Genomic DNA, 22,831 nt, shown 5'->3' with positions numbered 1-22,831 from the left:
TGCCTCGCGGTGAGAAAGACGTGGATGGCCGGGACAAGCCCGGCCATGACGCTGGAGAGAACCCGCCCGCCATGACCATCCACCTCGAAACCCAGTCCGATCTCGAAGAGGCCGTCCACGCGCTGATCAAGCGCGATCCGCGGCTCAAGCCCGTGCTCGAGATCGCGGGCATGCCGGCGTTGCGGCGGCGCGAGCCCGGGTTTACGGGGCTCGCGCACATCGTTTGCGGACAGCAGCTCTCCACCGCGAGCGCCGCGGCGATCTGGGGACGGCTGTCGGCCGCATTCGATCCGCTCGACCATGACGCCGTGCGCCGCGCCCGCGCCGACCGGCTGGGGCGGCTCGGCCTCTCCGCCGCCAAGATCAAGACGCTCAAGCATCTCGCCCGCGAGATCGCCGCGCAGCGGCTGAATCTCGACGTGCTCGCCGAGGAGGATGCCGACGCCGCGCATCACACCCTGATCGCGCTGCCCGGCATCGGCCCCTGGACGGCCGACCTCTACCTGTTGTTCTGCCTCGGCCACGGCGATGCCTGGCCGGCCGGCGACCTCGCCGTGCAGGAAGGCATCCGTATCGGCCTCGGCCTCAAGGCGCGGCCGACGGAGAAGCAGATGGCGCCGATCGCCGAGCCCTGGCGTCCGCTGCGCGGTGCGGCGGCGCATCTGTGGTGGAGCTATTACCGCGCGGTGAAGAAGCGCGAGGGCGTGCTCGCGGGAGCGGGCTAACCCCGTAGCCGCGCGCGGTCGGTCCGGGCGCATTCGGCGACGAATTCGATCACGGCGCGCACCGCCGGCAGCTCGACGAGGTCGGGGTGGGCCAACAGCCAGAGATCCGCCACGCTGGCGAGCTTCTGCGGAGCGACGCGCACGAGATCGGAGTAGGCTTCGGCGACGAAGCACGACAGCGCGGAGATTCCGATGCCGGCGCGGACCGCCGCCAGCATGTCCCCCTGGGACGAGCAGCGCATCGCCACCCTTGCCTGCCGCGTGACGACGTCGCTCCAGCGCGCAAGCTGCGCATTGGACGTCTGGTCGGCGAAGCCGATGACGCTGTGCTCCTTCCAATCGCCGCGCCGTTCCGGCAAGGACCGCCCGGCGGCATAATCGCGCGAGGCATAGAAGCCGGTGCCGAGACGGCCGATCTTGCGGCCGACCAGGTTCTCCTCCCCGGTATCGAAGGGCCGCAGCACCACGTCCGCCTCACGCCGGCGCACGCTCGCCGGAAAGGGATGGGTGATGATCTCGAGCTGGATATGATCGTGCGCGCGCAGGAAGGCTGGCAAGCGCGGCATCAGCCAGTGCGAGGCCAGCGTCGCGCCGATCGACAGCTTGACGATGCCGCGCGCCTTGTGTCCACCCGCCGCCACTGCGGTCTCGGCCCGCAGCGCTGCGGCCGCCATGGCCTCGGCGTGCTCGCGCAAGGTCCGTCCATCCGCGGTCAGCGCCAGGCCGTCGGCGGCGCGCGCCACCAATCTGGTGCCGAGCTGGGCTTCCAGCGCCGCGATCTTGCGGCTGACAGTGGGATGGCTGGTGTGCAGGCGGCGGGCGGCGGCGGTGAAGCTGCCGGTATCGGCGACCGCGACGAAGGTCTTGCAAAGGTCCCAATCCATCGGCAGCCCTGTTCATACCTGAATGATCGTCCGTTCATTATTGAACGGCCGGGCCGCGTCGTCCAACCTTATAATGGGATCAAATCCGCGGCCCGGGCGGCCCATCCGCCCGCGCGACAATCAATACGGAAACGCCTCGTCATCCGCCCGTGGGCGGGGCTGCGTTTCGGGAGGACATGATGGCACTACCCAATCTCTTGAAGGATTCGCTCGAGCTGCCCGTGGTCGGCTCGCCGCTGTTCATCGTCTCCGGCCCGGAACTGGTGATCGCTCAGTGCAAGGCGGGCGTCGTCGGCTCCTTTCCCGCGCTCAATGCCCGCCCGGTCGAGAAGCTCGGCGAATGGCTGAGCCGGATCGAGGACGAGCTCGGCGAGTACAAATCGCGCAATCCCGGCAAGAAGGTCGCGCCCTACGCCGTCAACCAGATCTGCCATGCCTCGAACGACCGGCTGATGAAGGACATGGAGACCTGCGTCAAGCACAAGGCGCCGATCATCATCACCTCGCTGCGGCCGCCGGCGGAGATCGTCGAGGCCGCGCATTCCTATGGCGGGCTGGTGTTCCACGACGTCATCAACGTCAAGCACGCGCGCAAGGCCGCCGAGCAGGGCGTCGACGGCCTGATCCTGGTCTGCGCCGGTGCGGGCGGGCACGCCGGCACGCTGTCGCCCTTTGCGCTGGTGCGCGAGGTCAAGCAATGGTTTGACGGCGCCGTCCTGCTGTCGGGCGCGATCAGCGACGGCTATGGCATCGCTTCGGCGCTGACGCTGGGCGCCGACCTCGCCTATATGGGCACGCGCTTCATCGCGACGCAGGAAGCCAACGCCGATGAGGCCTATAAATCTGCGCTGACGCAGCACGCCGCGCACGACATCGTCTACACCAACCTGTTCACCGGCGTGCACGGGAATTACCTGGGGCCGTCGATCGCTGCCGCCGGCCTCGATCCGGACAACCTCCCCGCCGCCGACAAATCGAAGATGAATTTCGGCTCCGGCGGCAACATGAAGTCCAAGGCGTGGCGCGACATCTGGGGATCGGGCCAGGGCATCGGCCAGATTACTGATGCCCCGCCCGTTGCGGAGCTCGTCGACCGCATGAAGCGTGAATTCGATCAGGCGAGGCAGGATTTCCTAATGCGCGTCTGCGCCTGACGTCTCCAACTGACAAGACAAACGGGAGGATATCATGAAGCTGGCAGCCGCACTGATCGGTCTGTCCCTGCTGGCACTCGCCACGGACAGCGCTCACGCCGAAGGCACGGAGATACGGATCGGACAGACCCTGCCCTATAGCGGCCCGGCCTCCGGCTTCGGTGCGATCGGCCGGACGCAGGAGGCGTTCTTCGAGAAGATCAATGCCGAAGGCGGCATCAACGGCCGCAAGGTCAAGTTCATCACGCTGGACGATGCCTACTCGCCGCCGAAGACGGTTGAGCAGACCCGCAAGCTGGTGGAGCAGGACGAAGTGCTGATGCTGTTCGGCTCGCTCGGCACCGCCACCAATAGCGCCGTGCATCGCTACCTCAACGGCAAGAAGGTGCCGCAGCTGTTCGTGCTTTCCGGCGCGACCAAATGGGCCGATCCGCAGAAATATCCATGGACCATGCCCGGCATGGCCGCCTATGAATCCGAAGGCGTGGTCTATGCCAAGCACGTGCTGCGCACCAAGCCGGGCGCCAAGATCGCCATCCTGTCCCAGAACGACGATTTCGGCCGCGACTATGTCGCCGGCTTCAAGCGCGCGCTCGGGGACAAGGCCGCCGGCATGATCGTTGCGGAGGCGACCTACGAGACCAGCGCGCCGACGATCAGCTCGCAGCTCTCGACCCTGAAGGCATCTGGCGCCGACGTGCTGTTCGGCGTCGTGCTCGGCAAGTTCACCTCGCAGATGATCAAGGGCGTCGCCGAGCTCGGCTGGAAGCCCGAGCTGTTCTTCGTGCCGACCTCGGCCTCGTCGATCTCGTTCCTGGAGCCTGCCGGGCTCGAGAACGCCGTCGGCCTGATCTCGTCGAGCAACCAGAAGGACACGATGGACCCGCAATGGGCCAGCGATCCCGGCGTGAAGGAGTATTTCGCCTTCATGAAGCAGTACATGCCGAATGCGGACCTCTCCAACTCCAACTATGCGGCCGGCTACCATTACGCGACGCTGCTGATGACGGTGCTGAAGGCATGCAAGGACGATTTCAGCCGCGACAACATCATGCGCCAGTCCGCCTCGCTGAAAGAGGTGAAGCTGCCGCTGCTGCTGCCCGGCATATCCGTCAGCACCGCAGCCGACGACTATCTGCCGTTCCAGCAGCTGCAGCTGCGGCGCTTCAACGGCAAGAGCTGGGTCGGCTTCGGCGACGTGCTGGACGATCGCTGACTCCAACGGAATGGGAATGACCATGATCATCAGCGGCGAACGCCGGATCGGCCATGACGAGATCCAGGCGCGCATCAGGCGCGCGGCGAGCGGGCTGCGCGCCCTCGGCCTTGCCGAAGGCGCACCGGTCGCCATGATGCTGCGCAACGACTTCGCCTTGTTCGAGGTGGTCGCGGCCTCGGCCGCACTGGGCAGCCCCGTGGTGCCGATCAACTGGCACCTGAAGGCCGAGGAGGTCCGCTACATCCTGACCGACAGCGGCGCGAAGATCCTGATCTGCCACGCCGACCTGCTGCCGCAAATCCGCGGCGGCACTCCGGAGGATGTCCGCCTGCTCGTGGTCGCGACGCCGCCCGAGCTGGCGGCGACCTTCGCCATTCCCCAGGAGCTGACCGAGATCCCGGCTGGCCTCACCGACTGGGACCGCTGGCGCGACGGCCACACCGAAATGCAGGAGCCGCCGCGCCGGGCCGCGGCGATGATCTACACCTCTGGCACGACAGGCATGCCGAAGGGCGTGCGGCGTATGCCGATGCAGCCGGAACAGGCCGCCGCCTCCGAGCGGGTCGGCGCGATCGCCTACGGCATCAAACCGCGCGAGGACCAGGTCGTGCTGATCAACGGTCCCATGTACCACTCGGCGCCGCATTCCTACGGCATGATGGCGTTCCGCAACGGCTGCACCATCGTGCTTCAGCCGCGCTTCGACGCCGAGGAGCTGCTGGCGCTGATCGAGCGCCACCGTGTGACGCATATCCACATGGTGCCGACTATGTTCGTCCGTCTGCTGCGCCTGCCCGAAGCGGTCAGGCAGCGTTACGACCTGTCGTCGCTGCGCTTCGTCGTGCACGGCGCGGCGCCCTGCCCGCCCGAGGTGAAGCGGGCCATGATCGAGTGGTGGGGACCGGTCATCAACGAATATTTCGGCTCGACCGAGACCGGCATCCCGGTCTGGCACTCGGCCGAAGAGGCGCTGAAGAAGCCCGGCACTGTCGGCCGCGCCCATCGAAGGCGGCATCGTCAAGATCTTTCGCGACGACGGCAGCCTCTGCGATGCTGGTGAGGTCGGCGAGATCTACATGCGCCAGACCGCGGTGCCCGATTTCGACTATCACGGCAAGGCGCAGGCGCGCGCCGAGGCCGGGCGCGACGGTCTCGTCAGCGTCGGCGACGTCGGCTATCTCGATGAGGACGGCTATCTGTTCCTGTGCGACCGCAAGCGCGACATGGTGATCTCGGGCGGCGTCAACATCTATCCCGCCGAGATCGAGAACGTGTTGATCGCGATGCCCGGCGTGCGCGATTGCGCCGTGTTCGGCATCCCGGACGCGGAATATGGCGAGCGGCTGTGCGCCTGCATCGAGCCCGACAGGGCCGAGCAACTCTCGGCCGCCGCGGTGCAGGCTTATCTGCGCGAGCGTCTGGCCAACTTCAAGGTGCCGAAGGAGGTCAAGTTCCTGGATGCGCTGCCCCGCGAGGCAACCGGAAAGATCTTCAAGCGCAAGCTGCGCGATCCCTATTGGGCAGACCGGAGGCCGGGCGGCACTTAAGCCGTTCTCCGGCGTCCGCGCGCGTGGAATTCCGGGCCATATTCCGTCCGGGCAGGGCCGCATGCCGGCCTCGCTCGGGTCCGCGGCTTTTGGCGGGCGGCGAAACCGTATAGCGTTCGATCTCTGAGGAAACGCCGCGAAGACGGCCATGAGGTCGCGCATGCTGGACCGGACGCAGGATATTTCCATTGCCGCACAGGCCTGGCTCGACGACTTCGAGCGCACCTTAAGCAGACCTGATCCCGCGACGCTGGGCCCGCTCTTCGTCGCCGACGGCTTCTGGCGCGACGTGCTGGCGGTGAGCTGGAACCTGCAGACAATCGCCGGGCGCGAGACGATTGCGCAAGCGCTGGCCGCGCTGGCGCCCAAGGCAACGCCGACCAATTTCAAGATCGCACCGAACCGGGCGCCGCCGCGCTGGGTGACGCGGGCCGGCACCAACAACATCGAAGCGATCTTCAATTTTGAGACCGCGCTCGGCCGCGGCAGCGGCATCGTCCGGCTCATTCCCGACGGCCCTGACGACAGCCTGAAAGCCTGGACGCTGCTCACCGCGCTCGACGAATTGAAAGGCTTCGAGGAACAGCTCGGCACTTCGCGGCCGCGCGGCCAGGCCTATTCGCGTGACTTCCGCGGGCCGAACTGGCTCGACCAGCGCAACGCCGCGCGCGCCTATGCCGAGCGCGACCCTGCCGTGCTGGTCGTCGGCGGCGGCCAGGCCGGGCTCGCCATTGCCGCGCGTCTGAAGCAGCTGAAGGTCGACACGCTGATCGTCGACCGCGAGGCGCGGATCGGCGACAATTGGCGCAAGCGCTATCACGCGCTGACCCTGCACAACCAGGTGCAGGTCAATCACCTGCCCTACATGCCGTTTCCGCCGAACTGGCCGACCTATATCCCCAAGGACAAGCTCGCCAACTGGTTCGAGGCTTACGTCGATGCGATGGAGCTGAACTTCTGGACCGGCACCGAGTTCGAGGGCGGTGCCTATGATGAGGCCAAGCGCCACTGGACGGTCACGCTGCGGCGCGCCGACGGCAGCAAGCGGACCATGCATCCGCGTCACGTGGTGATGGCGACCGGTGTCAGCGGCATCGCCAACATGCCTGACATTCCGACGCTCGACAATTTCAGAGGAACGGTGGTTCATTCCAGCCGATACGAGGATGGCGAGAACTGGACAGGCAAGCGCGCCATCGTCATCGGCACCGGCAACAGCGGTCACGACATCGCGCAGGACCTCCATTCCAGCGGGGCCGAGGTGACGCTGGTGCAACGTTCGCCGACGCTGGTCACCAATATCGAGCCGTCGGCGCAGCTGGCCTATGCAATCTACAACGAGGGCACGCTCGAGGACAACGATCTGATCGCGGCCTCGATGCCGACGCCTCTGGCGAAGAAGACGCATGTGATGCTGACCGAGCAGTCGAAGCAGCTCGACAAGGAGCTGCTCGACGGCCTCTCGCGCGTCGGCTTCAAGCTCGATTTCGGCGAGGCCGGCACCGGCTGGCAGTTCAAATACCTCACCCGTGGCGGCGGCTATTATTTCAACGTCGGCTGCTCCAACCTGATCGTCGAGGGCAAGATCAAGCTCAGGCAGATTTCCGACATCGAAAGCTTCAACGCCGAGGGCGCGCGGATGAAGGACGGCTCAATCATCGCCGCCGACCTGATCGTGCTCTCGACCGGCTACAAGCCGCAGGAGTATCTGGTGCGCAAGCTGTTCGGCGACGGCATCGCCGACCGCGTCGGCCCGATCTGGGGTTTTGGCGACGGCTTCGAGCTGCGCAACATGTATGCGCGCACCAAGCAGCCCGGCCTCTGGTTCATTGCGGGGAGCCTGGCGCAATGCCGGATCAACTCGAAATATCTGGCGCTGCAGATCAAGGCGATCGAGGAAGGGATTTTGGCACGAATATAGCTACAGCCGTCATTCCGGGGCGCGCGCGTCAGCGCGAACCCGGAATCCATGGAAACTCCGGAACCCGCGGCCCGATGGATTCCGGGCTCACGCTCCCCGTGCCCCGGAATGACAAGAGGAGAGATCAATGCCAGCCATTCTCGGCACCGGCGAGCACCGCTACCGCGTCGTCGACAACTTCGCGAGATTGCCGGACGCCTGGCAACTCACCGACGTCGCCTCGGTCGCGGTCGACAGCAAGGACCGCGTCTACGTCTTCAACCGCGGCGCCCACCCGATGGTGGTGCTGGACCGCGAGGGCAATTTCCTGCGCAGTTTTGGCGAGGGCCTATTCTCGCGCGCGCACGGCCTGCATATCGACGCCGACGACAATCTCTATTGCACCGACGACGGCGACCATACCGTGCGCAAATGCACCACCGACGGCAAGGTGCTGCTGACGATCGGCATTCCCGCAAAGCCGGCGCCGTTCATGAGCGGCGAGCCGTTCCACCGCTGCACCCATACCGCGCTGTCGCCGAAGGGCGAGATCTACGTCTCCGACGGCTATGGCAATGCGCGCGTGCACAAATTCACGCCCGACGGCAAGCTGATCAAGAGCTGGGGCGAGCCGGGCACCGATCCCGGCCAGTTCAATATCGTGCACAATATCGCCACCGATCCCGACGGCTGGGTCTATGTCGCCGATCGCGAGAACCACCGCGTCCAGGTGTTCGACGGCGAGGGCAAATACGAGACGCAGTGGAACAATCTGCACCGGCCGTGCGCGCTGTGCTGCTGCGGCGGGGCCAAGAGCCCGACCTTCGTCATCGGCGAGCTCGGCCCCGGCCTTGCCATCAACCGCAATGTGCCCAATCTCGGCCCGCGGCTGTCGATCGTCGATGCACAGGGCAAACGCATCGCACGGCTTGGCGGCGAGGAGGGCCCGGGCGTTGCCAGCGGCAAATTCCTCGCGCCGCATGGGCTCGCACTGGACTCGAGGGGTGACATCTATGTCGGCGAGGTCGGCGTCACCAATTGGACGACCAGCTTTCCGGACGAGGAGATGCCGGCCGCGGTGCGCGCGACGCGCTGCCTGCAGAAGCTGGAGCGGGTACGGGAGTAGCTGCCATGGCAACGGCAGCCCATGCTGGGGCGGTTCCGCGCGCCCCATGGATCGCGGCTTTTTGAGCACGTTTGCCACCCCGCCGCCGCATTGCTCGCGCTTGAATAAGTCGCTCAACGGGCTTCACAATCCCGTCACGCTGCATGTAGTATGTCACTACATGCTGCTTCGCAGCGTATATTGGAGGCCGGGAGCGTTACTTGAACGCACATGTCTCGCAAGGCAGTTGGCCGGTGTTGGTGCTGAATGCGGACTTCCGGCCGCTGAGTTACTACCCACTGTCGTTGTGGTCGTGGCAAGACGCGATCAAGGCGGTGTTCCTCGACCGCGTCAACATCGTCGCACATTACGATCAGGCGGTTCGAAGTCCCACGCTGGAAATGCAGCTGCCCAGCGTCGTTTCACTCAAATCCTTCGTCAAGCCGACCACCCACCCAGCATTCACCCGCTTCAACGTCTTCCTGCGCGATCGTTTCGCCTGCCAATATTGCGGCTCGCCCGAAGACCTCACCTTCGATCACATCATCCCGCGCAGCAAAGGCGGCCAGACCACCTGGGAGAACGTGGTCGCGGCGTGCTCGCCGTGTAATTTGCGGAAGGGCAACCTCACCCCGGCGCAGTCCAAAATGTTTCCGCGCCAGACGGCGTTCGCACCGACCGTGCACCAACTCCACCGCAACGGCCGGCTGTTTCCGCCGAACTATCTGCACGACAGCTGGCTGGACTATCTGTACTGGGATACGGAGCTGGATCCGTAGGGGCGAACCAGCGCGCTCTGCTACCCCCGCTGCAACGCCAGCGTCACGCCGCCGAGCGTGAGCGCCATCGCCGTCCATTCGCGATAGCCGAGCGGCTCGCCGAGAATGATCGCCGCGGAGACGACGCCGATCACGGGCACGATCAGCATGCCGGTCGAAGCCGTGGTCGGCGGCAGACGGCGCAGCGTCTCGAACCAGGTGACGTAGCAGAGGCCCATCGGCACCAGCGTCATGTAGACGAAGCAGCCGAGCCCCAGCGGAGTGATGGCGGTGACGTCGGGGCGCTCGAACAGCACGCCGAGGACCAGCATCGTGGCGCAGCCGAGCCCGACCTGCCAGGCGACGACGACCAGCGGCGGCATCGGAAGCGGCTTGCGGTTCAGCACGTTACCGAGCGCGAACAGGATGGCGCAGAGCAGTGCGAGCGCAATGCCGACCAGCTTGTCGGTGCTGAACGCAAGACCGTTGCCGCTCAGGAGCAGCGTGACGCCGGCGATGCCGAGGACAAGCCCGAGAACATCCCGTCGCGCCGGCCGCGTGTGCAGCACCGGCCAGGCGAACAGCATCGCCCAGATCGGCATTGTGTAGGCGAGCAGCGCGCCCTCGCTCACGCTCACATATTTCATCGCGACCGTGCCGAGACCCATCCAGGCCAAGACGTTGGTGAAGGTCGCAAACAAGAGGCGCGGCACCGCCTCGCGCGGGACGGCGAAGGATTCCTTCCGGATCAGCACCAGGGTGCCGAGAATGAGCGAGGCCCAAACACCCGCAAGGCCGCGCGCGAACAAAGGCGGCCATTGCTGCAGCAGCAGCTTCATCAGCGGCCAGTTCAACGCCCAGCCGAACGCCGTTACGCACAGGCAGAGAGAGCCGATCGTCCTGTCGCGTCGCGCCGTGTCCATACCCAGCGCTTAGCAGGCCGGCGCCGGCCGCTCCACCTCGCCTGGTGCATGCGGGCCATCGCGGAGCACGGAACCCGAAGCTTCCACGACCGTTCAGACCGTGGGCCAGGCACGCTCGCCTGCGCACGTTCCGCCATACGCATGTTTCGGATGGCAATATACCAAATGAGGGAAGGCCATGCCCACAGCCGAGCACGATCACGTCTACAAGATCCTGGACCTCGTCGGATCATCCGAGACCTCGATCGAGGATGCGATCAAGAACGCTATCAGCCGCGCCTCCAAGACCGTTCGCGAAATAAGATGGTTCGAGGTCGTGCAAACGCGCGGCCATGTCGAGAACGGCGCCGTGCGTCATTTTCAGGTGACGCTGCGCGTCGGCTTCACGTTGGAAGGATGAGGCCCTGGAGCGTGGTTAACGTCCGCTGACGCGAATGAACCAAGATATCGACGGTTCCCCGGTCGAGTACGGACCCCGCACAATCATCGCGGATATTGCAACAGGCCGTTAAGGCGAAAGTGAGAGGTTTGCTCCGATTTGGAGCACGCCTGATGGTCACGAGCCGCGAACTCGGCAAGACGCGTCTTCCGCTCTGGGCGGCCGGATTCGTCGTGCTGATTTGCGTTGCCATCCTTGGCCTGAGCGCCTGGCGCGAATGGGAGGCGCGCAACGCCGATCTGAGGAACGCCGAGATCGACGTCGCCAACGTTGCTCATTCGCTGATTCAGCATGCGGACGACACGTTCGAGCTTGCCGATACGATACTTGTCGGGCTGGTCCACCGGCTCGAAATCGACGGGACGGGTGCGGACACGATTACGAAACTCCAGGCCTATCTGCCGACCCGCAAATCATCGGAGCGCATCCGCGGCATCTTCATCTATGATGCGACCGGCCGCTGGCTGGCCACGACGGAGCGGCTCGACTTCTCCAAGCTCAACAACAGCGACCGCGAATATTTCCAACGCCATCGCGATTCTCCGGAGAGGGGCACGCTGATCGGGCGGCCCGTCAAGAGCCGCTCCGGCGGCCAGTGGATCATCACGGCTTCCCGCCGGATCAACGATTCCGACGGCGGCTTCGCCGGCGTTGCCCTGCTCACGATCGACGTCAGCTATTTCGTCAAGTTCTACGAGCGGTTCGATATCGGACCGAACGGTTCGGCATCTCTGCTAAACGACAACGGCATCATGCTGGCGCGCAGCGGCGACGAGACCGGTGCCTTCGTCGGACGCGACCTGTCCGATGCGCCCTTGTTCAGGAGTTGGAAGAGCCGCCCCGCCGCGGCGGTCTATTATTTCAAATCGCCGCTCGATGGCGTGGAGCGGCTGAGCTATTACCAGCGCAGCAGCCGCTATCCGCTGATGGTGCTGGCGAGCAAGTCGCAGGATGACGTGCTCGCCCCCTGGCGGCGCGCGGCGGCAGCACGCATGAGCTTCGTCCTCGGACTCGTCCTCTTGATCGCGGTGATCGGCTACTATCTCGTCCGTCAGCTGATGCAGCGGCAGCGCACGGCACAGGCCCTGGTCGCCAAGGAAGCCAATTTCCGCCTGCTGGCCGAGCAATCCAGCGACATGGTGACCCGCATCGGGCTGGATAACCGGTTGCTCTACGTCTCTCCCTCCTGCGCGCGCATCACCGGCTGGTCGGCCGAAGAACTGATGGGCACCTCGGCCCTGGCCGGCATTCACGCCGACGACATGGAACGAGTTGAGCAGGCCATCGCCGCGCTGAAGAATGGCGAGGCGGAGGAAGCGCGGTTCGTCTATCGGCAGCGTCATCGCGACAAAGGCGAGATCTGGGCCGAGGCCGCGCTGCACGTGACCGTGGCGTCCGACAGCGGCGTGATCGACGGCGTCGTCGCGGTCGTGCGCGACATGACCGAGCAGAAGGATCTTCAGGACAGGCTCGCCTCGCTGGCAACCACTGACGGTCTCACCGGCCTCGCCAACCGTCGCGCCTTCGACGACCACCTTGCCGACGAATGGGCGCGGGCTCGGCGCGACGGAACTCAGCTCTCGCTACTACTGATCGATGTCGATCATTTCAAGAAATTCAACGACCTCTATGGGCATCTGGCGGGCGACGCCTGCCTGCGCGCGCTGGCCCGGATTTTATCCGCCCAGGCCAGGCGTCCGGCCGACCTCGCGGCGCGCTATGGCGGCGAGGAATTCGCCGTGCTGCTGCCGAACACCGGTCCTGAAGGCTGCGCCGAGGTCGGCGAAGCGATTCGCCAGGCGCTGCTCGATCTCGCCATGCTGCACGCGCAAAATCCGCCTTCGCGGCTGGTGACTGCGAGCATCGGCGGCGCCGCGGCTCTTCCGTCCCAGACCGCGATGGAGTCTAGCACGCTGGTTGCCGCCGCCGACCGGGCGCTCTACGTCGCCAAGGAGAGCGGCCGAGACCGGCTGGTGATGTCGGGCCAGGTGATAGCATGGCCCGCGAAAAGCGCGTGAGCTGATCGGCCGTCTACGGATTCATAGCACTACGCCAGATGGCACGCCACGAAATGGCCGCCCGCGCCCTCCTTCAGCGGCGGCGCGCTTTCCGCGCAGCGTGGCTGGGCGATCGGGCAGCGGGTGTGGAAGTGACAGCCGGAGGGCGGCTTCATCGGGCTCGGCACGTCGCCCTTGAGGCGGATGCGCTCGCGCTTGAGTTTTGGATCTGGCACCGGCACCGCCGACAGCAGCGCCCTGGTGTAGGGATGCTGCGGGTTGCGGTAGAGGTCGCTGGCTTTCGCGAGCTCGACGATGCGGCCGAGATACATCACCGCGACGCGGTCGGAGATGTGCTCGACCACCGAGAGGTCGTGCGCGACGAACAGATAGGTCAGGTTCAGCTCGGCCTGAAGGTCCTCCAGCAGGTTGATGACCTGGGCCTGGATCGACACGTCGAGCGCGGAGACCGGCTCGTCGCAGACGATCAGCTTCGGCTCGACCGCGAGCGCGCGCGCGATCACGATGCGCTGGCGCTGGCCGCCGGAGAATTCATGCGGATAGCGTCGCATGTGCTCGGCCTTGAGCCCGACCTTGACCAGAAGCCCCGCAACGCGCTCCTCGCGCTCTTTCGAGGAGGAGGCGAGATTGTGGATGGTAAAGGCTTCGCCGAGAATGGCCCCGACCGTCATGCGCGGATTGAGCGAGGCGAACGGATCCTGGAACACCAGCTGCATGTTCCGCCGCATCGCGCGCAGATCGTTGCCGCCGAGCTTGCGCACGTCCTGGCCGTCGAAGGTGACCTCGCCGTCAGTCGGCTCGATCAGGCGCAGCACGCAGCGCCCGGTCGTCGACTTGCCGCAACCGGATTCGCCGACCAGGCCGAGCGTCTCGCCGCGGTTGACCGAGAACGACACGCCGTCGACCGCGTAGACCGTGCCGACCTGGCGCGACAAGAGGCCGCCGAGCACCGGGAAATGTTTCTTCAAGCCGCTGACGCGGAGCAAGGGCTCGCTCATGACGCGGCTCCCACGCTGGTATCTCCGAGATGACAGGCCATGCGGTGACCGGGCGCGATCTCGCGCAGCAGCGGCTCCTTCTCGGTGCAGACATTCATGGCGAACTTGCAGCGCGGCGCGAAGCGGCAGCCGACCGGCGGGTTGATCAGGATCGGCACAGAGCCGCCGATCGCCTCGAGCCGCGTCTTGTGCTCGCTGTCGAGATCGATGCGCGGGATCGAGCGGATCAGGCCTTGCGTATAGGGATGACGGGGATCGCCGAAGAGATCGTCGACGGGCGCCTCCTCCACCACCTTGCCGGCATACATCACGACGACGCGCTGCGCTGTCTCGGCGACGACGCCCATGGCATGGGTGATCAGCATCACCGCCATGCCGAAGCGGTCCTTCATGTCCTGCAATAGGTCGAGGATCTGCGCCTGGATGGTGACGTCGAGCGCGGTGGTGGGCTCGTCGGCGATGATCAGCTTCGGCTTGCAGGCGAGCGCCATCGCGATCATCACGCGCTGGCGCATGCCGCCGGAAAACTGATGCGGATAATTGTGCACGCGGCCTTCGGCGTTCGGGATCTGCACCAGTTTCAGCATCTCGATGGTGCGCTCGAGCGCCTGCTTCCTGGTCACCGCTTCGTGCCGCCGCAGGCTCTCTGCGATCTGCTCGCCGATGGTGAGCACCGGATTGAGCGAGGTCATCGGCTCCTGGAAGATGAAGCCGATCTCCTTCGCCCTGATCTCGTCGAGCTGGTTGCTGGTCAGCGGCACCAGATCGCGCCCCTCGAAGATGATCTGGCCCGCCGCGATCCGGCCCGGCGGCATCGCGATCAGCTTCAGGATCGACATCGCGGTCACGGTCTTGCCGCAGCCGGATTCGCCGACGACGCAGAGCGTCTCGCCCTTGTTGATGGAGATGTCGACACCGTCGACGGCCTGGAGGATGCCGTCGTCCGTGGAGAAGTGGGTTTTCAGGCCCTTGATCTCGAGCAGCGGCGCCATCAGATCACCCGTCGCGCATCGAGCGCGTCGCGCAGACCGTCGCCGATGAAGTTGATGGCCACCACCGCAACGAAGATCGCGCCGCCCGGAAACAACGCCCAGTGCGGGCCGATGTCGAGAAAATCCTTGGCGTCAAACAGCAGCCGGCCCCAGGTCGGGGTATCCGGCGGGAAGCCGAGGCCGAGGAAGGACAGCGTCGATTCCGCGATGATCGCGGCGGCGACGTCGATGGTGCCGGCGATGATCACCGGGCCGACCGCATTGGGCAGGATGTGCCGCACCACCTGCCGCACCGGACTGGCACCGAGCGCACGGGCGGCTTCGACGAACTCCTTTTCGCGGAGCGACAAGAACTGGGCACGCACCAGCCGCGCCACCGGCATCCAGCGCAGACCTCCGATCACGAGCACGATCAAGATGAAGATGCCGCCTTCGGGCCCGAACACCTGCTTCAGCCCGTCGCGGAACAGATAGATCAGCAGCAGCAGCAGCGGCAGCTGCGGCAGTGACAGGAACAGGTCGGTGAGCCACATCAATCCGTGTCCGAGCGCGCCGCGCGACATACCGGCGAGCGCGCCGATCACTGTGCCGATGATGACAGCGACCAGCATCGCGGCGAGCCCGACCGCGAGCGAGATGCGGCCGCCATAGATCATGCGCGCCAGAATGTCCTGGCCGAGATCGTCGGTGCCGAAGGGATGGGCGAGCGACGGACCCTGCAGGCCCGCGACGATGTCGATCTCGTTGATCTTCACACGCCACACGAACGGCCCAAGCACGACGGCGAGCACCAGGATGAGGAGCAGGACAGCGCTGACCACCGCGAGCCGGTGGCGGCTGTAACGCCGCCATGCTTCGCGCCAGGGCGAATAGGCGCGCCGCTCAGCGGAGGGAGATGCGAGGGTCAAGCCAGCCATAAAGCACGTCCGCGATGAGATTGAACAGCACCACGAGGCACGCGAAGACGAAGGTGACGGCCATCACCACCGGCGTGTCGTTGGAAAGGATGGAGGAGATCAGCAGCGAGCCGATGCCGGGAATGCGGAAGATCTGCTCGGTGACGATGGCGCCGCCGAACACCGCGGGCATCTGCAACGCGATCAGCGTGACCACGGGGATCATGGCGTTGCGCATCACGTGCTTGATGATCACCGTGGTCTGGCCGAGGCCCTTGGCCCGCGCCGTGGTGACGTAATCGAGCCGGATGACGTCGAGCATCGCCGAGCGCACGAAGCGCGTCATCGATGCCGCCTGGAACAGGCCGAGCACCGCCACCGGCATGATCGCCTGACGGATCATCTCCAGCACCCAGCGGATGCCGGTGGCCTTGATGTCGGTGGTGTAGACGAAAGGCAGCCAGTCCAGCGTGACCGAGAAGATCAGAATGAACAGGATGCCGGTGAAGAAGGTCGGCAGCGAGAAGCCGACGAAGGCGAGCGTATTCGCGATCTGGTCGAACAGCGAATACGGCCTGGTCGCGGCATAGACGCCGACCGGGATCGCGATCAGCAGCGCCAGGATCTGCGCCGAGCCGATCACGTAGAGCGTGGCGGGCAGGCGCTGGAGGATCAGCGTGTCGACGTTCATCCGGCTGACGAAGGAGAAGCCCCAGTCGCCGTGCAGCATGGCGTTGAGCCAGTGCAGGTAGCGGAGGTAGATCGGATCGTCGAGACCGAACTTGGCCCGGAGTGCCGCCTGAACTTCGGGCGGCACGTTCGGATTGGTGGCCAGTTCGGAGAACGGATCGCCGGGCGCGAGTGCAAGCACGACGAACAGCACCAGCGAAATCGCCAGCAGGCTCGGAACGGCAATCAGGAGGCGACGCAGGACATACTGACTCATAGGGAAGAATCCCGTCTAGCCTGCGCTCATGCCTCCCGGTACCAGTCCTGGAGGTTATCGGTCCGATTGGCCCAGCCCGAGAGCGCCGGCCGCAACGTGTTGGAGCAGGCATCCACCAGCAGGCGATGCATCACCGGAATGAACACGGTGTCCTGCCACAACAGGTCGTTGCACTTGATGTAGAGCGCGGCGCGCTTGACTGGATCGGTCTCGGTCTCAGCCGCAGCAATGGCGTCATCATACTCCTTGTTGACGTAGCGCGGGAAGTTCTGCCCCTGCCATTTGTTCTCCTTGGTGGCCACATTGGCGGAGATGTAGCGCCGCATGTGCAGGGCCGGATCGGGCTGCGTCATCGGGATCTGGAACTCCTCGATGTCGGCATAGAACTTCGGATAGGTGTCCGGGTTGGCGACGTCAGACGAGAAGAAGACCGAGGCGACGACCGATTTCAGCTCCACGTCGATGCCGGCCTTCTGGCAGGCCTGCTTGACGATGGCCTGGGTCTTCTGGCGCGGACCGTTGGTCGAGGTCTGATACAGAAGCTTGAATTTCTTGCCGTCCTTCTCGCGGATGCCGTCGGCGCCGACCTTCCAGCCGGCGTCATCGAGCATCTTCGACGCCTTCTCGATGTTGAACTCCCACGAGGTGTTCTTGGAGACGAACTTCTCGGGGCCGTTGAGGTAGTTGGCCGTGGTGCGGCCGGCCCGACCATAGATCGCCTTCTTGACGGAGTCGCGGTCGACGAGTAGGGCGAGCGCCTTGCGCACGTTCGGATCGGAGAAGATCGGGTGCTTGGTCTTCATCGAGGAGCGTTCGCCGTCGATCTCGACATTCGGATCGGTGAAATTGATCGCGATGAACTCGATGTCGCCGCCGGTGGCATAGACGGTCTTGCCCTTGCCGCCCTTCTCCAGACGCAGCAGCACGTCGTCTTCGACCTGCATGTTCCAGGCGAAATCGAATTCGCCGGTCTGGATCACCGCGCGCGCCGCCGAGACGGCATCGCCGCCGCCCTTCATCTCGATCGTGTCGAAATGCGGACGGTTGGGCATGTGATAGTCTGGATTGAGCTCGCCGCGGACCACATCGCCCGGCTTGAACTCGACGAACTTGTAGGGACCGGTGCCCACCGGGGCCAGATTGTTCGGCGCCTCGCGGGACTTCGAGCCTTTGTAGTCGGCAAACAGATGCTTGGGGAGAACGCATCCATAAGCGCCGACGAACGCGTTGGCCCAGAACGGCGTCGGGGTCTTGAACAGGATGCGAATCGAAAGATCGCTGACCTTCTCGACCGTGATTTCACCATAGGTGCTGATGCTGACGGCAGCCGTGGCGGGATCGCTGGCGTACTGCCAGGTGAACACGAAGTCGTCGGCAGTCAGCGGCTTGCCATCGTGCCATTTGACTCCCGGCTTGATTTTCCAGACCACTGATTTGGCATCGGCCGCGAGACCGCCGTTTGCAAGCGAAGGAATCTCTGCAGCGAGGATGGGGTTGAGATTGCCGTCGGCGTCCCAGCTGGCGAGCGGTTCGTAGAAAAGCCGCGATCCGTCCTGGTCCTTGGTGCCGGTGGCGAAATGCGGATTGAGAAGCGTCGGCCCCTGCCACCACAGCACCTTGAGAGGGCCGCCGCCCCCGCGCTTGGTCGGCTTGTAGACCGCGGGGCTCTGCGCCATGGCAACGCCGCCGAGCGCGAGGAGCTGGTTGGCGAGGGGAGCGGTGAGACCGACCGCGGCGAGGCGCTTGACGAAGGCGCGGCGGTCCATCCGCCCGTCCTTCACCTGACCGATCATCGAACGCAGCTCTTTGTCCAGCATGGTTGTCCCCCGTCTGGTTCCGACATGGATGCAGGCGGCCGCTCGCGACCGCCGGTTTGGCTGGCGGTAGATGGCACACCGAATGGGGTGCACGTCAACTGGGACCGTGTGTATGCAAACGGTCTATTGGCTGTCCGTTGGGCAAAATTGCGCTCCGCAGCCCATCCGTTCGGCAATCCAGCATCAAAATCTGCTGGATTGCGCGCTGCACTGCGGAAAATTTGTTCGCTGGATCAGACGAAGTATCGAGGCGAATTCCTACGCCACGGACATGTCGAGCGGCGGCGCGACGTGATCCGGCAACGGACAGACGTAAGGAGTCCGGGCCGTCCGCTTCTGGAGATCCGCCTTGGCAACCTTGATCAGCTCCGGTTCCGTCAACGCCTTGATGCCGAGACCTGCCATCGCCTTGGCTGCTTGCACCATGGCCTTGTGCGCGTGCGGGCTCTTGCCCTGCGCCACCACCTGCCAAGTGTGGAAGGGCGTGCCGATTGCAACCGTCGGTGCATGCACCTGCACGGTCGGCACCACCCAGCTCACGTCGCCGACATCGGTCGAGCCGACCAGCGGATTGCGCTTGGCATCGAGCGGCACCAGGAAGTCGGCCAGCGGCCGATCGGTCGGCTCCATGCCGATCGCGTAATAGACCGAGGCGATATCCTTATCGCTCAAGGTCGCACGGATCTGGCTGGCAAAGCTCTTGTCCGCATCGTCGAAATGCGGCGGTCCGAGCTCTTCCATGACCTGATGCAGCGCCTGCTCCAGCGGCGTGTTCGGCAGGATGTTGGAGACCGCGGAGATGATCTTCATCTCGACCTTGGTCTCGGTCATCAACGCCGCGCCTTGCGCGATCTTGGACACACGCTCGACCAACTCGTTCATGCCGGGAAGATCGCGCGCGCGGATCGAATAGCGCACGCGGGCATGGGCTTGCACCACGTTCGGCGCGATGCCGCCGGTGTCGAGCAGGGCATAGTGCACGCGCGCGTCGCTCGGCATGTGCTCGCGCATGTAGTTCACGCCGACATTCATCAATTCCACCGCATCGAGCGCCGAACGGCCGAGATGCGGCGAGGCCGCCGCATGCGAAGTGCGGCCGGTGAAGATGAAATCCGCGCGCGTATTCGCAAGCGAGGGCGTCACCGCCACTTCCCAGAAGCTGTGCGGGTGCCAGGTGATGGCGATGTCGGCGTCCTCGAACGCGCCGGAGCGCACCATGAAGGCCTTGGCCGCGCCGCCTTCCTCCGCCGGACAGCCGTAATAGCGCACCCGGCCGGGCACCTTGCTCTCGGCCAGCCAGTCCTTCACCGCGGTCGCGGCGAGCAGCGCTGCGGAACCGAGCAGGTTGTGACCGCAGCCATGGCCATGGCCGCCGTTTTCGATCGGGCGATGCTCGGCGACACCCGCCTCCTGGCTGAGGCCCGGCAGCGCATCGTACTCGCCCATGAAGGCAATGACCGGACCGCCCTCGCCCCACTCGCCGATCAGCGCAGTCGGGATGCCGGCGACGCTCTCGGTGATGCGGAATCCCTGATGACGCAGCTCGGCGAGATGCTCGGCGGCGGACCGCGCCTCGGTGTAGCAGACCTCAGGCATGCCCCAGACCCTGTCGCTGAGGTCGATGAAGCGTGCCTTGATCGTGTCGATGCCACGCCAAATGTCGCTGCGGTTGTCCATGCTTGTCGTCCGTGATCCCTTGGTCAAACGAGGCGGCAATGGTTAGCAGCTTCACTGCACGGCGCCTAGCACCGCGCCGGACAGCAGCCATGCGCCGGATCAGATGACGATGCGTTTCCAGGCCTTTCCAAGATTTCACGCGGCGTTCTCCCGAATAGTTGGGAACGAGGCTTTCAAGACGGCCTGCTCCGGCCTAAATTAGGCGTGCTTCGCGCGTTGTTCCGCCAGTCTTGCCGGAGCGATGCTCTCAGCCAGGAGAACTCCATGAGCACTGTGACCGAATGGAGAGTGCCGCCGGCGAACCAGCCGCGGGCGAGCGACTATGGTTTCGATCTCGACCGCGCACTCGGCTCCGTCGTCGGCCTGCACGCCATCATCCCTCCGGACGCCTTCAGCGCCGAGACACTGGGCACCGAACGCGCCGGCAACGGCGTCGTGATCGATGACGGCCTGGTGCTCACGATAGGTTATCTCATCACCGAGGCAGAGTCGGTCTGGCTGCACCGCGCCGACGGACGCGTGGTGGAGGGCCATGCGCTCGGCTTCGATTCCGAGACCGGGTTCGGGCTGGTGCAAGCGCTCGGCCAGCTCGACATTGCGCCGCTGCCGCTCGGCTCGTCGGCGGCGACACGGATCGGCGACCGCGTCGTGGTCGGCGGCGCCGGCGGACGCACACGCTCGGTCGCGAGCCAGGTCGTGGCCAAGCAGGAATTCGCCGGTTACTGGGAATATCTGCTGGACGAGGCCATCTTCACCGCTCCCGCACATCCGAACTGGGGCGGTACGGCGCTGCTCAACGAACGCGGCGAGCTGATCGGCATCGGCTCGCTCCAGCTCGATCGCGAACGTGACGGCGAGGCCGAGCACGTCAACATGATCGTGCCGATCGACCTCCTGAAGCCGGTCCTGGAGGACTTGCGCAAGTTCGGCCGTGTCAACAAGCCGGCACGACCCTGGCTCGGACTCTACTCGACCGAGATCGACAACCGCGTGGTGGTGATCGGGATCTCCGCCAATGGCCCGGCCGCCCGCGCCGAGCTCAAGACCGGCGACGTCATTCTCGCCGTGAACGGTGACAGGGTGACGAGCCAGACCGCCTTCTACAAGAAAATGTGGGCGCTCGGCGCCGCCGGCGTCGACGTGCCGCTCACCGTTCATCATGAAGGCGTCACCTTCGACGTCACCGTGACGTCGACCGATCGCTTCAAGCTCCTGAAGGCGCCGAAGCTGCACTGAGCGGGAGTCGCCAAGACCCCTCAAGCGCAACACCAAGCTCCGGATATTCCGCCGGAGGCTGCGGCGAATAATCGCTTGCAATTTTGGGGTGTCTCATTGCAAGCTACAACTTGGTGATTTTTACTCTCATTTTTTGTTCAAGGTAATTGCCATGCCCCGCGTGCCTCCGAGGACGCTCGCTGCCGTTTTGACGCTAGCGGGAATTGTTGCGCTGGTGATGTGCATGCTTGGTACGGCGTTCGAGTGGCCCTTCCTCACGGGCGCTCCAGCGAATCAAAAGGCGCCGAATAATGTCGCCGATGCCGGTTGCGGAGATGGATTGAAGGCCGCTCTCGACCCTGGCTCTATTGCGAACGCAAAATCCGCCGCTGACGACGCGAATGGGAAATTCCGTATTGTAGACGTCTTGCCCCGTACCATCAGGCTCGGTGGTCGCCTTTGTGTCGTCGTTGCCGGCGTCGCGTCCGAGGCTGGCGAAAAGAAGCTGAAGAAGGATGTCGAAGACAACGAGACGAAAGTAAAGGACCTACAAACACAACTTGACACCCCCCTCGATGCCAAGACGAAGACCGAAACCGAGAAGAAGCTCGATGTCGCCAACGTCGCCCTGTCTGTTGCCAAAGCCGCTCAGAACCAGCCACCTCCTGTCGTCGATGTGACGCTGTTTCTGAACGGACGCCGCACGCCGATGTCGCTCAAGGTGCCGGCTATACCTGCACCGCAAACACTCGTTTTCGAGTTCGGGCAGACCCCTGATGCAGCGTCGGACGACGCCAAATTCTGGCGCGGCTTGCTGGCGAACAAGACTAATTCGGGTTCGATGCCGCTCAAGATCGGAGTATCGAGATCGCAAAGCAGCACGCCAGAGGCGGAAGCCAGATCCTCGATCGAACTCCGGGTGTATTGGCCGTACATTGTTGGTCTGGGCGCGCTATCAATGGCCTTGCTGTTGACCGGTTTCGCCATCTTTGCAGCCAAGTCGAGCGTCCTGCGCGATCACTCGCTTACAAATATCGATTTGGCGGAGCAAAATGCCAGGACCGCACGCGATGCGGCCGCCGCGGACCCCACGAACGCTGATCTGCAGAAAGCCAAGACGAAAGCTGAAGACGAGCTAAAGGAATGCATGGCCAGTCCAACGAGGGACGACCCCGCAGGCACGTTCAGCCTCGGCCGCACTCAGATGGCGTTGTGGCTGTGGCTCTCGACTGCGGGCTTCATCTTCCTCTGGCTCACGCTGGGAATCTACCGGAACGTCATCACCGAAGCAATTCTCGTGCTTCTCGGCATCAACAGCGTGACTGGCATCGCTGCCGTCATCCTGGATAGGGACGACCTCAAGAATCCGATAAGGGTGAAATCGAAAAGATTCTGGAGCGACCTGCTATCGGATGAAGACGGACCCAAATTGCACAGGATTCAGATGATTGGCTGGACCGCTATCCTCGCCGTGATCTTTATCTGGAACGTCGTCGCCAACTTCATCTTCGTGGAATTCGATACGAATCTGCTGCTCCTGATGGGCATTGTCAATTCGACATACCTGGGATTTAAGACGCAGGAGAAGGCCGCGAAGAAATAGCGCACCGCGCTGCGG

At 64.6% G+C, this 22,831-nt stretch carries 18 protein-coding genes and 1 pseudogene; 11 read left to right on the top strand and 8 right to left on the bottom strand.

Annotation, left to right across the window (positions count from 1 at the left end; translation table 11 throughout):
- The first annotated feature begins 71 nt into the window (after nt 1–71).
- Nucleotides 72–725 (top strand): DNA-3-methyladenine glycosylase, encoded by a 654-nt coding sequence (locus ABIA45_RS31020; RefSeq protein WP_157286851.1) that lies wholly within the window; start codon nt 72–74, stop codon nt 723–725.
- On the opposite strand, the gene ABIA45_RS31015 is transcribed toward ABIA45_RS31020, so the two are convergent.
- Complete coding sequence (locus ABIA45_RS31015; protein WP_035996816.1) at nt 722–1,609, bottom strand: LysR family transcriptional regulator; 888 nt, start codon at nt 1,607–1,609, stop codon at nt 722–724. The genes ABIA45_RS31020 and ABIA45_RS31015 overlap by 4 nt on opposite strands.
- Nucleotides 1,610–1,788: 179 nt before the next feature.
- Between ABIA45_RS31015 and ABIA45_RS31010 the strand changes: the two genes are divergently transcribed.
- The 6 genes and pseudogenes from ABIA45_RS31010 to ABIA45_RS30985 all read left to right on the top strand — a co-directional run bounded on the left by ABIA45_RS31010 (nt 1,789) and on the right by ABIA45_RS30985 (nt 9,313).
- The gene (locus tag ABIA45_RS31010) at nt 1,789–2,763 is read left to right on the top strand and encodes an NAD(P)H-dependent flavin oxidoreductase (protein WP_404655778.1); all 975 of its coding nucleotides are present in this window, start codon (nt 1,789–1,791) and stop codon (nt 2,761–2,763) included.
- A gap of 34 nt (nt 2,764–2,797) precedes the next feature.
- The gene (locus tag ABIA45_RS31005; protein WP_157286816.1) at nt 2,798–3,979 is read left to right on the top strand and encodes an ABC transporter substrate-binding protein; all 1,182 of its coding nucleotides are present in this window, start codon (nt 2,798–2,800) and stop codon (nt 3,977–3,979) included.
- 22 nt (nt 3,980–4,001) lie between these two features.
- A pseudogene (locus tag ABIA45_RS31000) lies at nt 4,002–5,529 on the top strand (acyl-CoA synthetase).
- Nucleotides 5,530–5,689: 160 nt separating this feature from the next.
- Nucleotides 5,690–7,450, top strand: a complete 1,761-nt coding sequence (locus tag ABIA45_RS30995; protein WP_404654696.1) for an NAD(P)/FAD-dependent oxidoreductase — start codon at nt 5,690–5,692, stop codon at nt 7,448–7,450.
- A gap of 127 nt (nt 7,451–7,577) precedes the next feature.
- The gene (locus tag ABIA45_RS30990; RefSeq protein ID WP_404654695.1) at nt 7,578–8,555 is read left to right on the top strand and encodes a peptidyl-alpha-hydroxyglycine alpha-amidating lyase family protein; all 978 of its coding nucleotides are present in this window, start codon (nt 7,578–7,580) and stop codon (nt 8,553–8,555) included.
- A 200-nt stretch (nt 8,556–8,755) separates the two neighbouring features.
- Nucleotides 8,756–9,313 carry an HNH endonuclease gene (locus ABIA45_RS30985; RefSeq protein ID WP_057028390.1) on the top strand — a complete coding sequence of 186 codons (558 nt, stop codon included), beginning with the start codon at nt 8,756–8,758 and terminating at the stop codon, nt 9,311–9,313.
- Nucleotides 9,314–9,333: 20 nt separating this feature from the next.
- On the opposite strand, the gene ABIA45_RS30980 is transcribed toward ABIA45_RS30985, so the two are convergent.
- Nucleotides 9,334–10,215, bottom strand: a complete 882-nt coding sequence (locus tag ABIA45_RS30980) for a DMT family transporter (RefSeq protein WP_404545511.1) — start codon at nt 10,213–10,215, stop codon at nt 9,334–9,336.
- A 178-nt stretch (nt 10,216–10,393) separates the two neighbouring features.
- Between ABIA45_RS30980 and ABIA45_RS30975 the strand changes: the two genes are divergently transcribed.
- Both ABIA45_RS30975 and ABIA45_RS30970 read left to right on the top strand, forming a co-directional pair.
- The gene (locus tag ABIA45_RS30975; RefSeq protein WP_036020706.1) at nt 10,394–10,615 is read left to right on the top strand and encodes a dodecin; all 222 of its coding nucleotides are present in this window, start codon (nt 10,394–10,396) and stop codon (nt 10,613–10,615) included.
- A 152-nt stretch (nt 10,616–10,767) separates the two neighbouring features.
- The gene (locus tag ABIA45_RS30970) at nt 10,768–12,672 is read left to right on the top strand and encodes a diguanylate cyclase domain-containing protein (RefSeq protein WP_404545509.1); all 1,905 of its coding nucleotides are present in this window, start codon (nt 10,768–10,770) and stop codon (nt 12,670–12,672) included.
- Nucleotides 12,673–12,701: 29 nt separating this feature from the next.
- Here ABIA45_RS30970 and ABIA45_RS30965 read toward each other — a convergent pair whose 3' ends face one another.
- From ABIA45_RS30965 to ABIA45_RS30940, 6 genes are all read right to left on the bottom strand, one after another.
- The gene (locus ABIA45_RS30965) at nt 12,702–13,670 is read right to left on the bottom strand and encodes an ABC transporter ATP-binding protein (protein ID WP_035996776.1); all 969 of its coding nucleotides are present in this window, start codon (nt 13,668–13,670) and stop codon (nt 12,702–12,704) included.
- On the bottom strand, nt 13,667–14,662 hold the full coding sequence (locus ABIA45_RS30960) for an ABC transporter ATP-binding protein (protein WP_036040321.1): 996 nt from the start codon (nt 14,660–14,662) through the stop codon (nt 13,667–13,669). Before ABIA45_RS30960 ends, ABIA45_RS30965 begins: the two co-directional genes overlap by 4 nt.
- Nucleotides 14,662–15,579 carry an ABC transporter permease gene (locus ABIA45_RS30955; RefSeq protein ID WP_035996800.1) on the bottom strand — a complete coding sequence of 306 codons (918 nt, stop codon included), beginning with the start codon at nt 15,577–15,579 and terminating at the stop codon, nt 14,662–14,664. Before ABIA45_RS30955 ends, ABIA45_RS30960 begins: the two co-directional genes overlap by 1 nt.
- Entirely contained in the window at nt 15,545–16,504 is a 960-nt protein-coding gene (locus ABIA45_RS30950) for an ABC transporter permease (protein WP_025033623.1), read from the bottom strand. Before ABIA45_RS30950 ends, ABIA45_RS30955 begins: the two co-directional genes overlap by 35 nt.
- A 26-nt stretch (nt 16,505–16,530) precedes the next feature.
- On the bottom strand, nt 16,531–18,321 hold the full coding sequence (locus tag ABIA45_RS30945; protein WP_271546149.1) for a peptide ABC transporter substrate-binding protein: 1,791 nt from the start codon (nt 18,319–18,321) through the stop codon (nt 16,531–16,533).
- Nucleotides 18,322–18,579: 258 nt separating this feature from the next.
- On the bottom strand, nt 18,580–19,998 hold the full coding sequence (locus ABIA45_RS30940; RefSeq protein ID WP_271546150.1) for a M20 family metallopeptidase: 1,419 nt from the start codon (nt 19,996–19,998) through the stop codon (nt 18,580–18,582).
- Nucleotides 19,999–20,262: 264 nt separating this feature from the next.
- On the opposite strand from ABIA45_RS30940, the gene ABIA45_RS30935 reads away from it, so the two are divergent.
- Together ABIA45_RS30935 and ABIA45_RS30930 are read left to right on the top strand one after the other, a co-directional pair.
- Nucleotides 20,263–21,234, top strand: coding sequence for a S1C family serine protease (locus tag ABIA45_RS30935; RefSeq protein WP_157286809.1), 972 nt, complete (start codon nt 20,263–20,265; stop codon nt 21,232–21,234).
- Nucleotides 21,235–21,385: 151 nt separating this feature from the next.
- Complete coding sequence (locus ABIA45_RS30930) at nt 21,386–22,816, top strand: hypothetical protein (protein ID WP_271546152.1); 1,431 nt, start codon at nt 21,386–21,388, stop codon at nt 22,814–22,816.
- Nucleotides 22,817–22,831 lie beyond the last annotated feature (15 nt).

This window comes from Bradyrhizobium sp. USDA 336 (assembly GCF_044908355.1).
Lineage (GTDB): Bacteria > Pseudomonadota > Alphaproteobacteria > Rhizobiales > Xanthobacteraceae > Bradyrhizobium > Bradyrhizobium yuanmingense.
The sequence above is the reverse complement of the archived record's forward strand: the minus strand, read 5'-3'. Positions and strand labels throughout refer to the sequence as shown.

What these genes read in the sequence shown, in the direction of transcription:
- ABIA45_RS30955 (WP_035996800.1), bottom strand. Translation starts at nt 15,579, where the DNA reads ATGGCTGGCTTGACCCTCGCATCTCCCTCCGCTGAGCGGCGCGCCTAT.
- ABIA45_RS30995 (WP_404654696.1), top strand. Translation starts at nt 5,690, where the DNA reads ATGCTGGACCGGACGCAGGATATTTCCATTGCCGCACAGGCCTGGCTC.
- ABIA45_RS30965 (WP_035996776.1), bottom strand. Translation starts at nt 13,670, where the DNA reads ATGAGCGAGCCCTTGCTCCGCGTCAGCGGCTTGAAGAAACATTTCCCG.
- ABIA45_RS31005 (WP_157286816.1), top strand. Translation starts at nt 2,798, where the DNA reads ATGAAGCTGGCAGCCGCACTGATCGGTCTGTCCCTGCTGGCACTCGCC.
- ABIA45_RS30970 (WP_404545509.1), top strand. Translation starts at nt 10,768, where the DNA reads ATGGTCACGAGCCGCGAACTCGGCAAGACGCGTCTTCCGCTCTGGGCG.
- ABIA45_RS30930 (WP_271546152.1), top strand. Translation starts at nt 21,386, where the DNA reads ATGCCCCGCGTGCCTCCGAGGACGCTCGCTGCCGTTTTGACGCTAGCG.
- ABIA45_RS30960 (WP_036040321.1), bottom strand. Translation starts at nt 14,662, where the DNA reads ATGGCGCCGCTGCTCGAGATCAAGGGCCTGAAAACCCACTTCTCCACG.
- ABIA45_RS31015 (WP_035996816.1), bottom strand. Translation starts at nt 1,609, where the DNA reads ATGGATTGGGACCTTTGCAAGACCTTCGTCGCGGTCGCCGATACCGGC.
- ABIA45_RS30975 (WP_036020706.1), top strand. Translation starts at nt 10,394, where the DNA reads ATGCCCACAGCCGAGCACGATCACGTCTACAAGATCCTGGACCTCGTC.
- ABIA45_RS30935 (WP_157286809.1), top strand. Translation starts at nt 20,263, where the DNA reads ATGAGCACTGTGACCGAATGGAGAGTGCCGCCGGCGAACCAGCCGCGG.
- ABIA45_RS30950 (WP_025033623.1), bottom strand. Translation starts at nt 16,504, where the DNA reads ATGAGTCAGTATGTCCTGCGTCGCCTCCTGATTGCCGTTCCGAGCCTG.
- ABIA45_RS31010 (WP_404655778.1), top strand. Translation starts at nt 1,789, where the DNA reads ATGGCACTACCCAATCTCTTGAAGGATTCGCTCGAGCTGCCCGTGGTC.
- ABIA45_RS30940 (WP_271546150.1), bottom strand. Translation starts at nt 19,998, where the DNA reads ATGGACAACCGCAGCGACATTTGGCGTGGCATCGACACGATCAAGGCA.
- ABIA45_RS31020 (WP_157286851.1), top strand. Translation starts at nt 72, where the DNA reads ATGACCATCCACCTCGAAACCCAGTCCGATCTCGAAGAGGCCGTCCAC.
- ABIA45_RS30980 (WP_404545511.1), bottom strand. Translation starts at nt 10,215, where the DNA reads ATGGACACGGCGCGACGCGACAGGACGATCGGCTCTCTCTGCCTGTGC.
- ABIA45_RS30990 (WP_404654695.1), top strand. Translation starts at nt 7,578, where the DNA reads ATGCCAGCCATTCTCGGCACCGGCGAGCACCGCTACCGCGTCGTCGAC.
- ABIA45_RS30945 (WP_271546149.1), bottom strand. Translation starts at nt 18,321, where the DNA reads ATGCTGGACAAAGAGCTGCGTTCGATGATCGGTCAGGTGAAGGACGGG.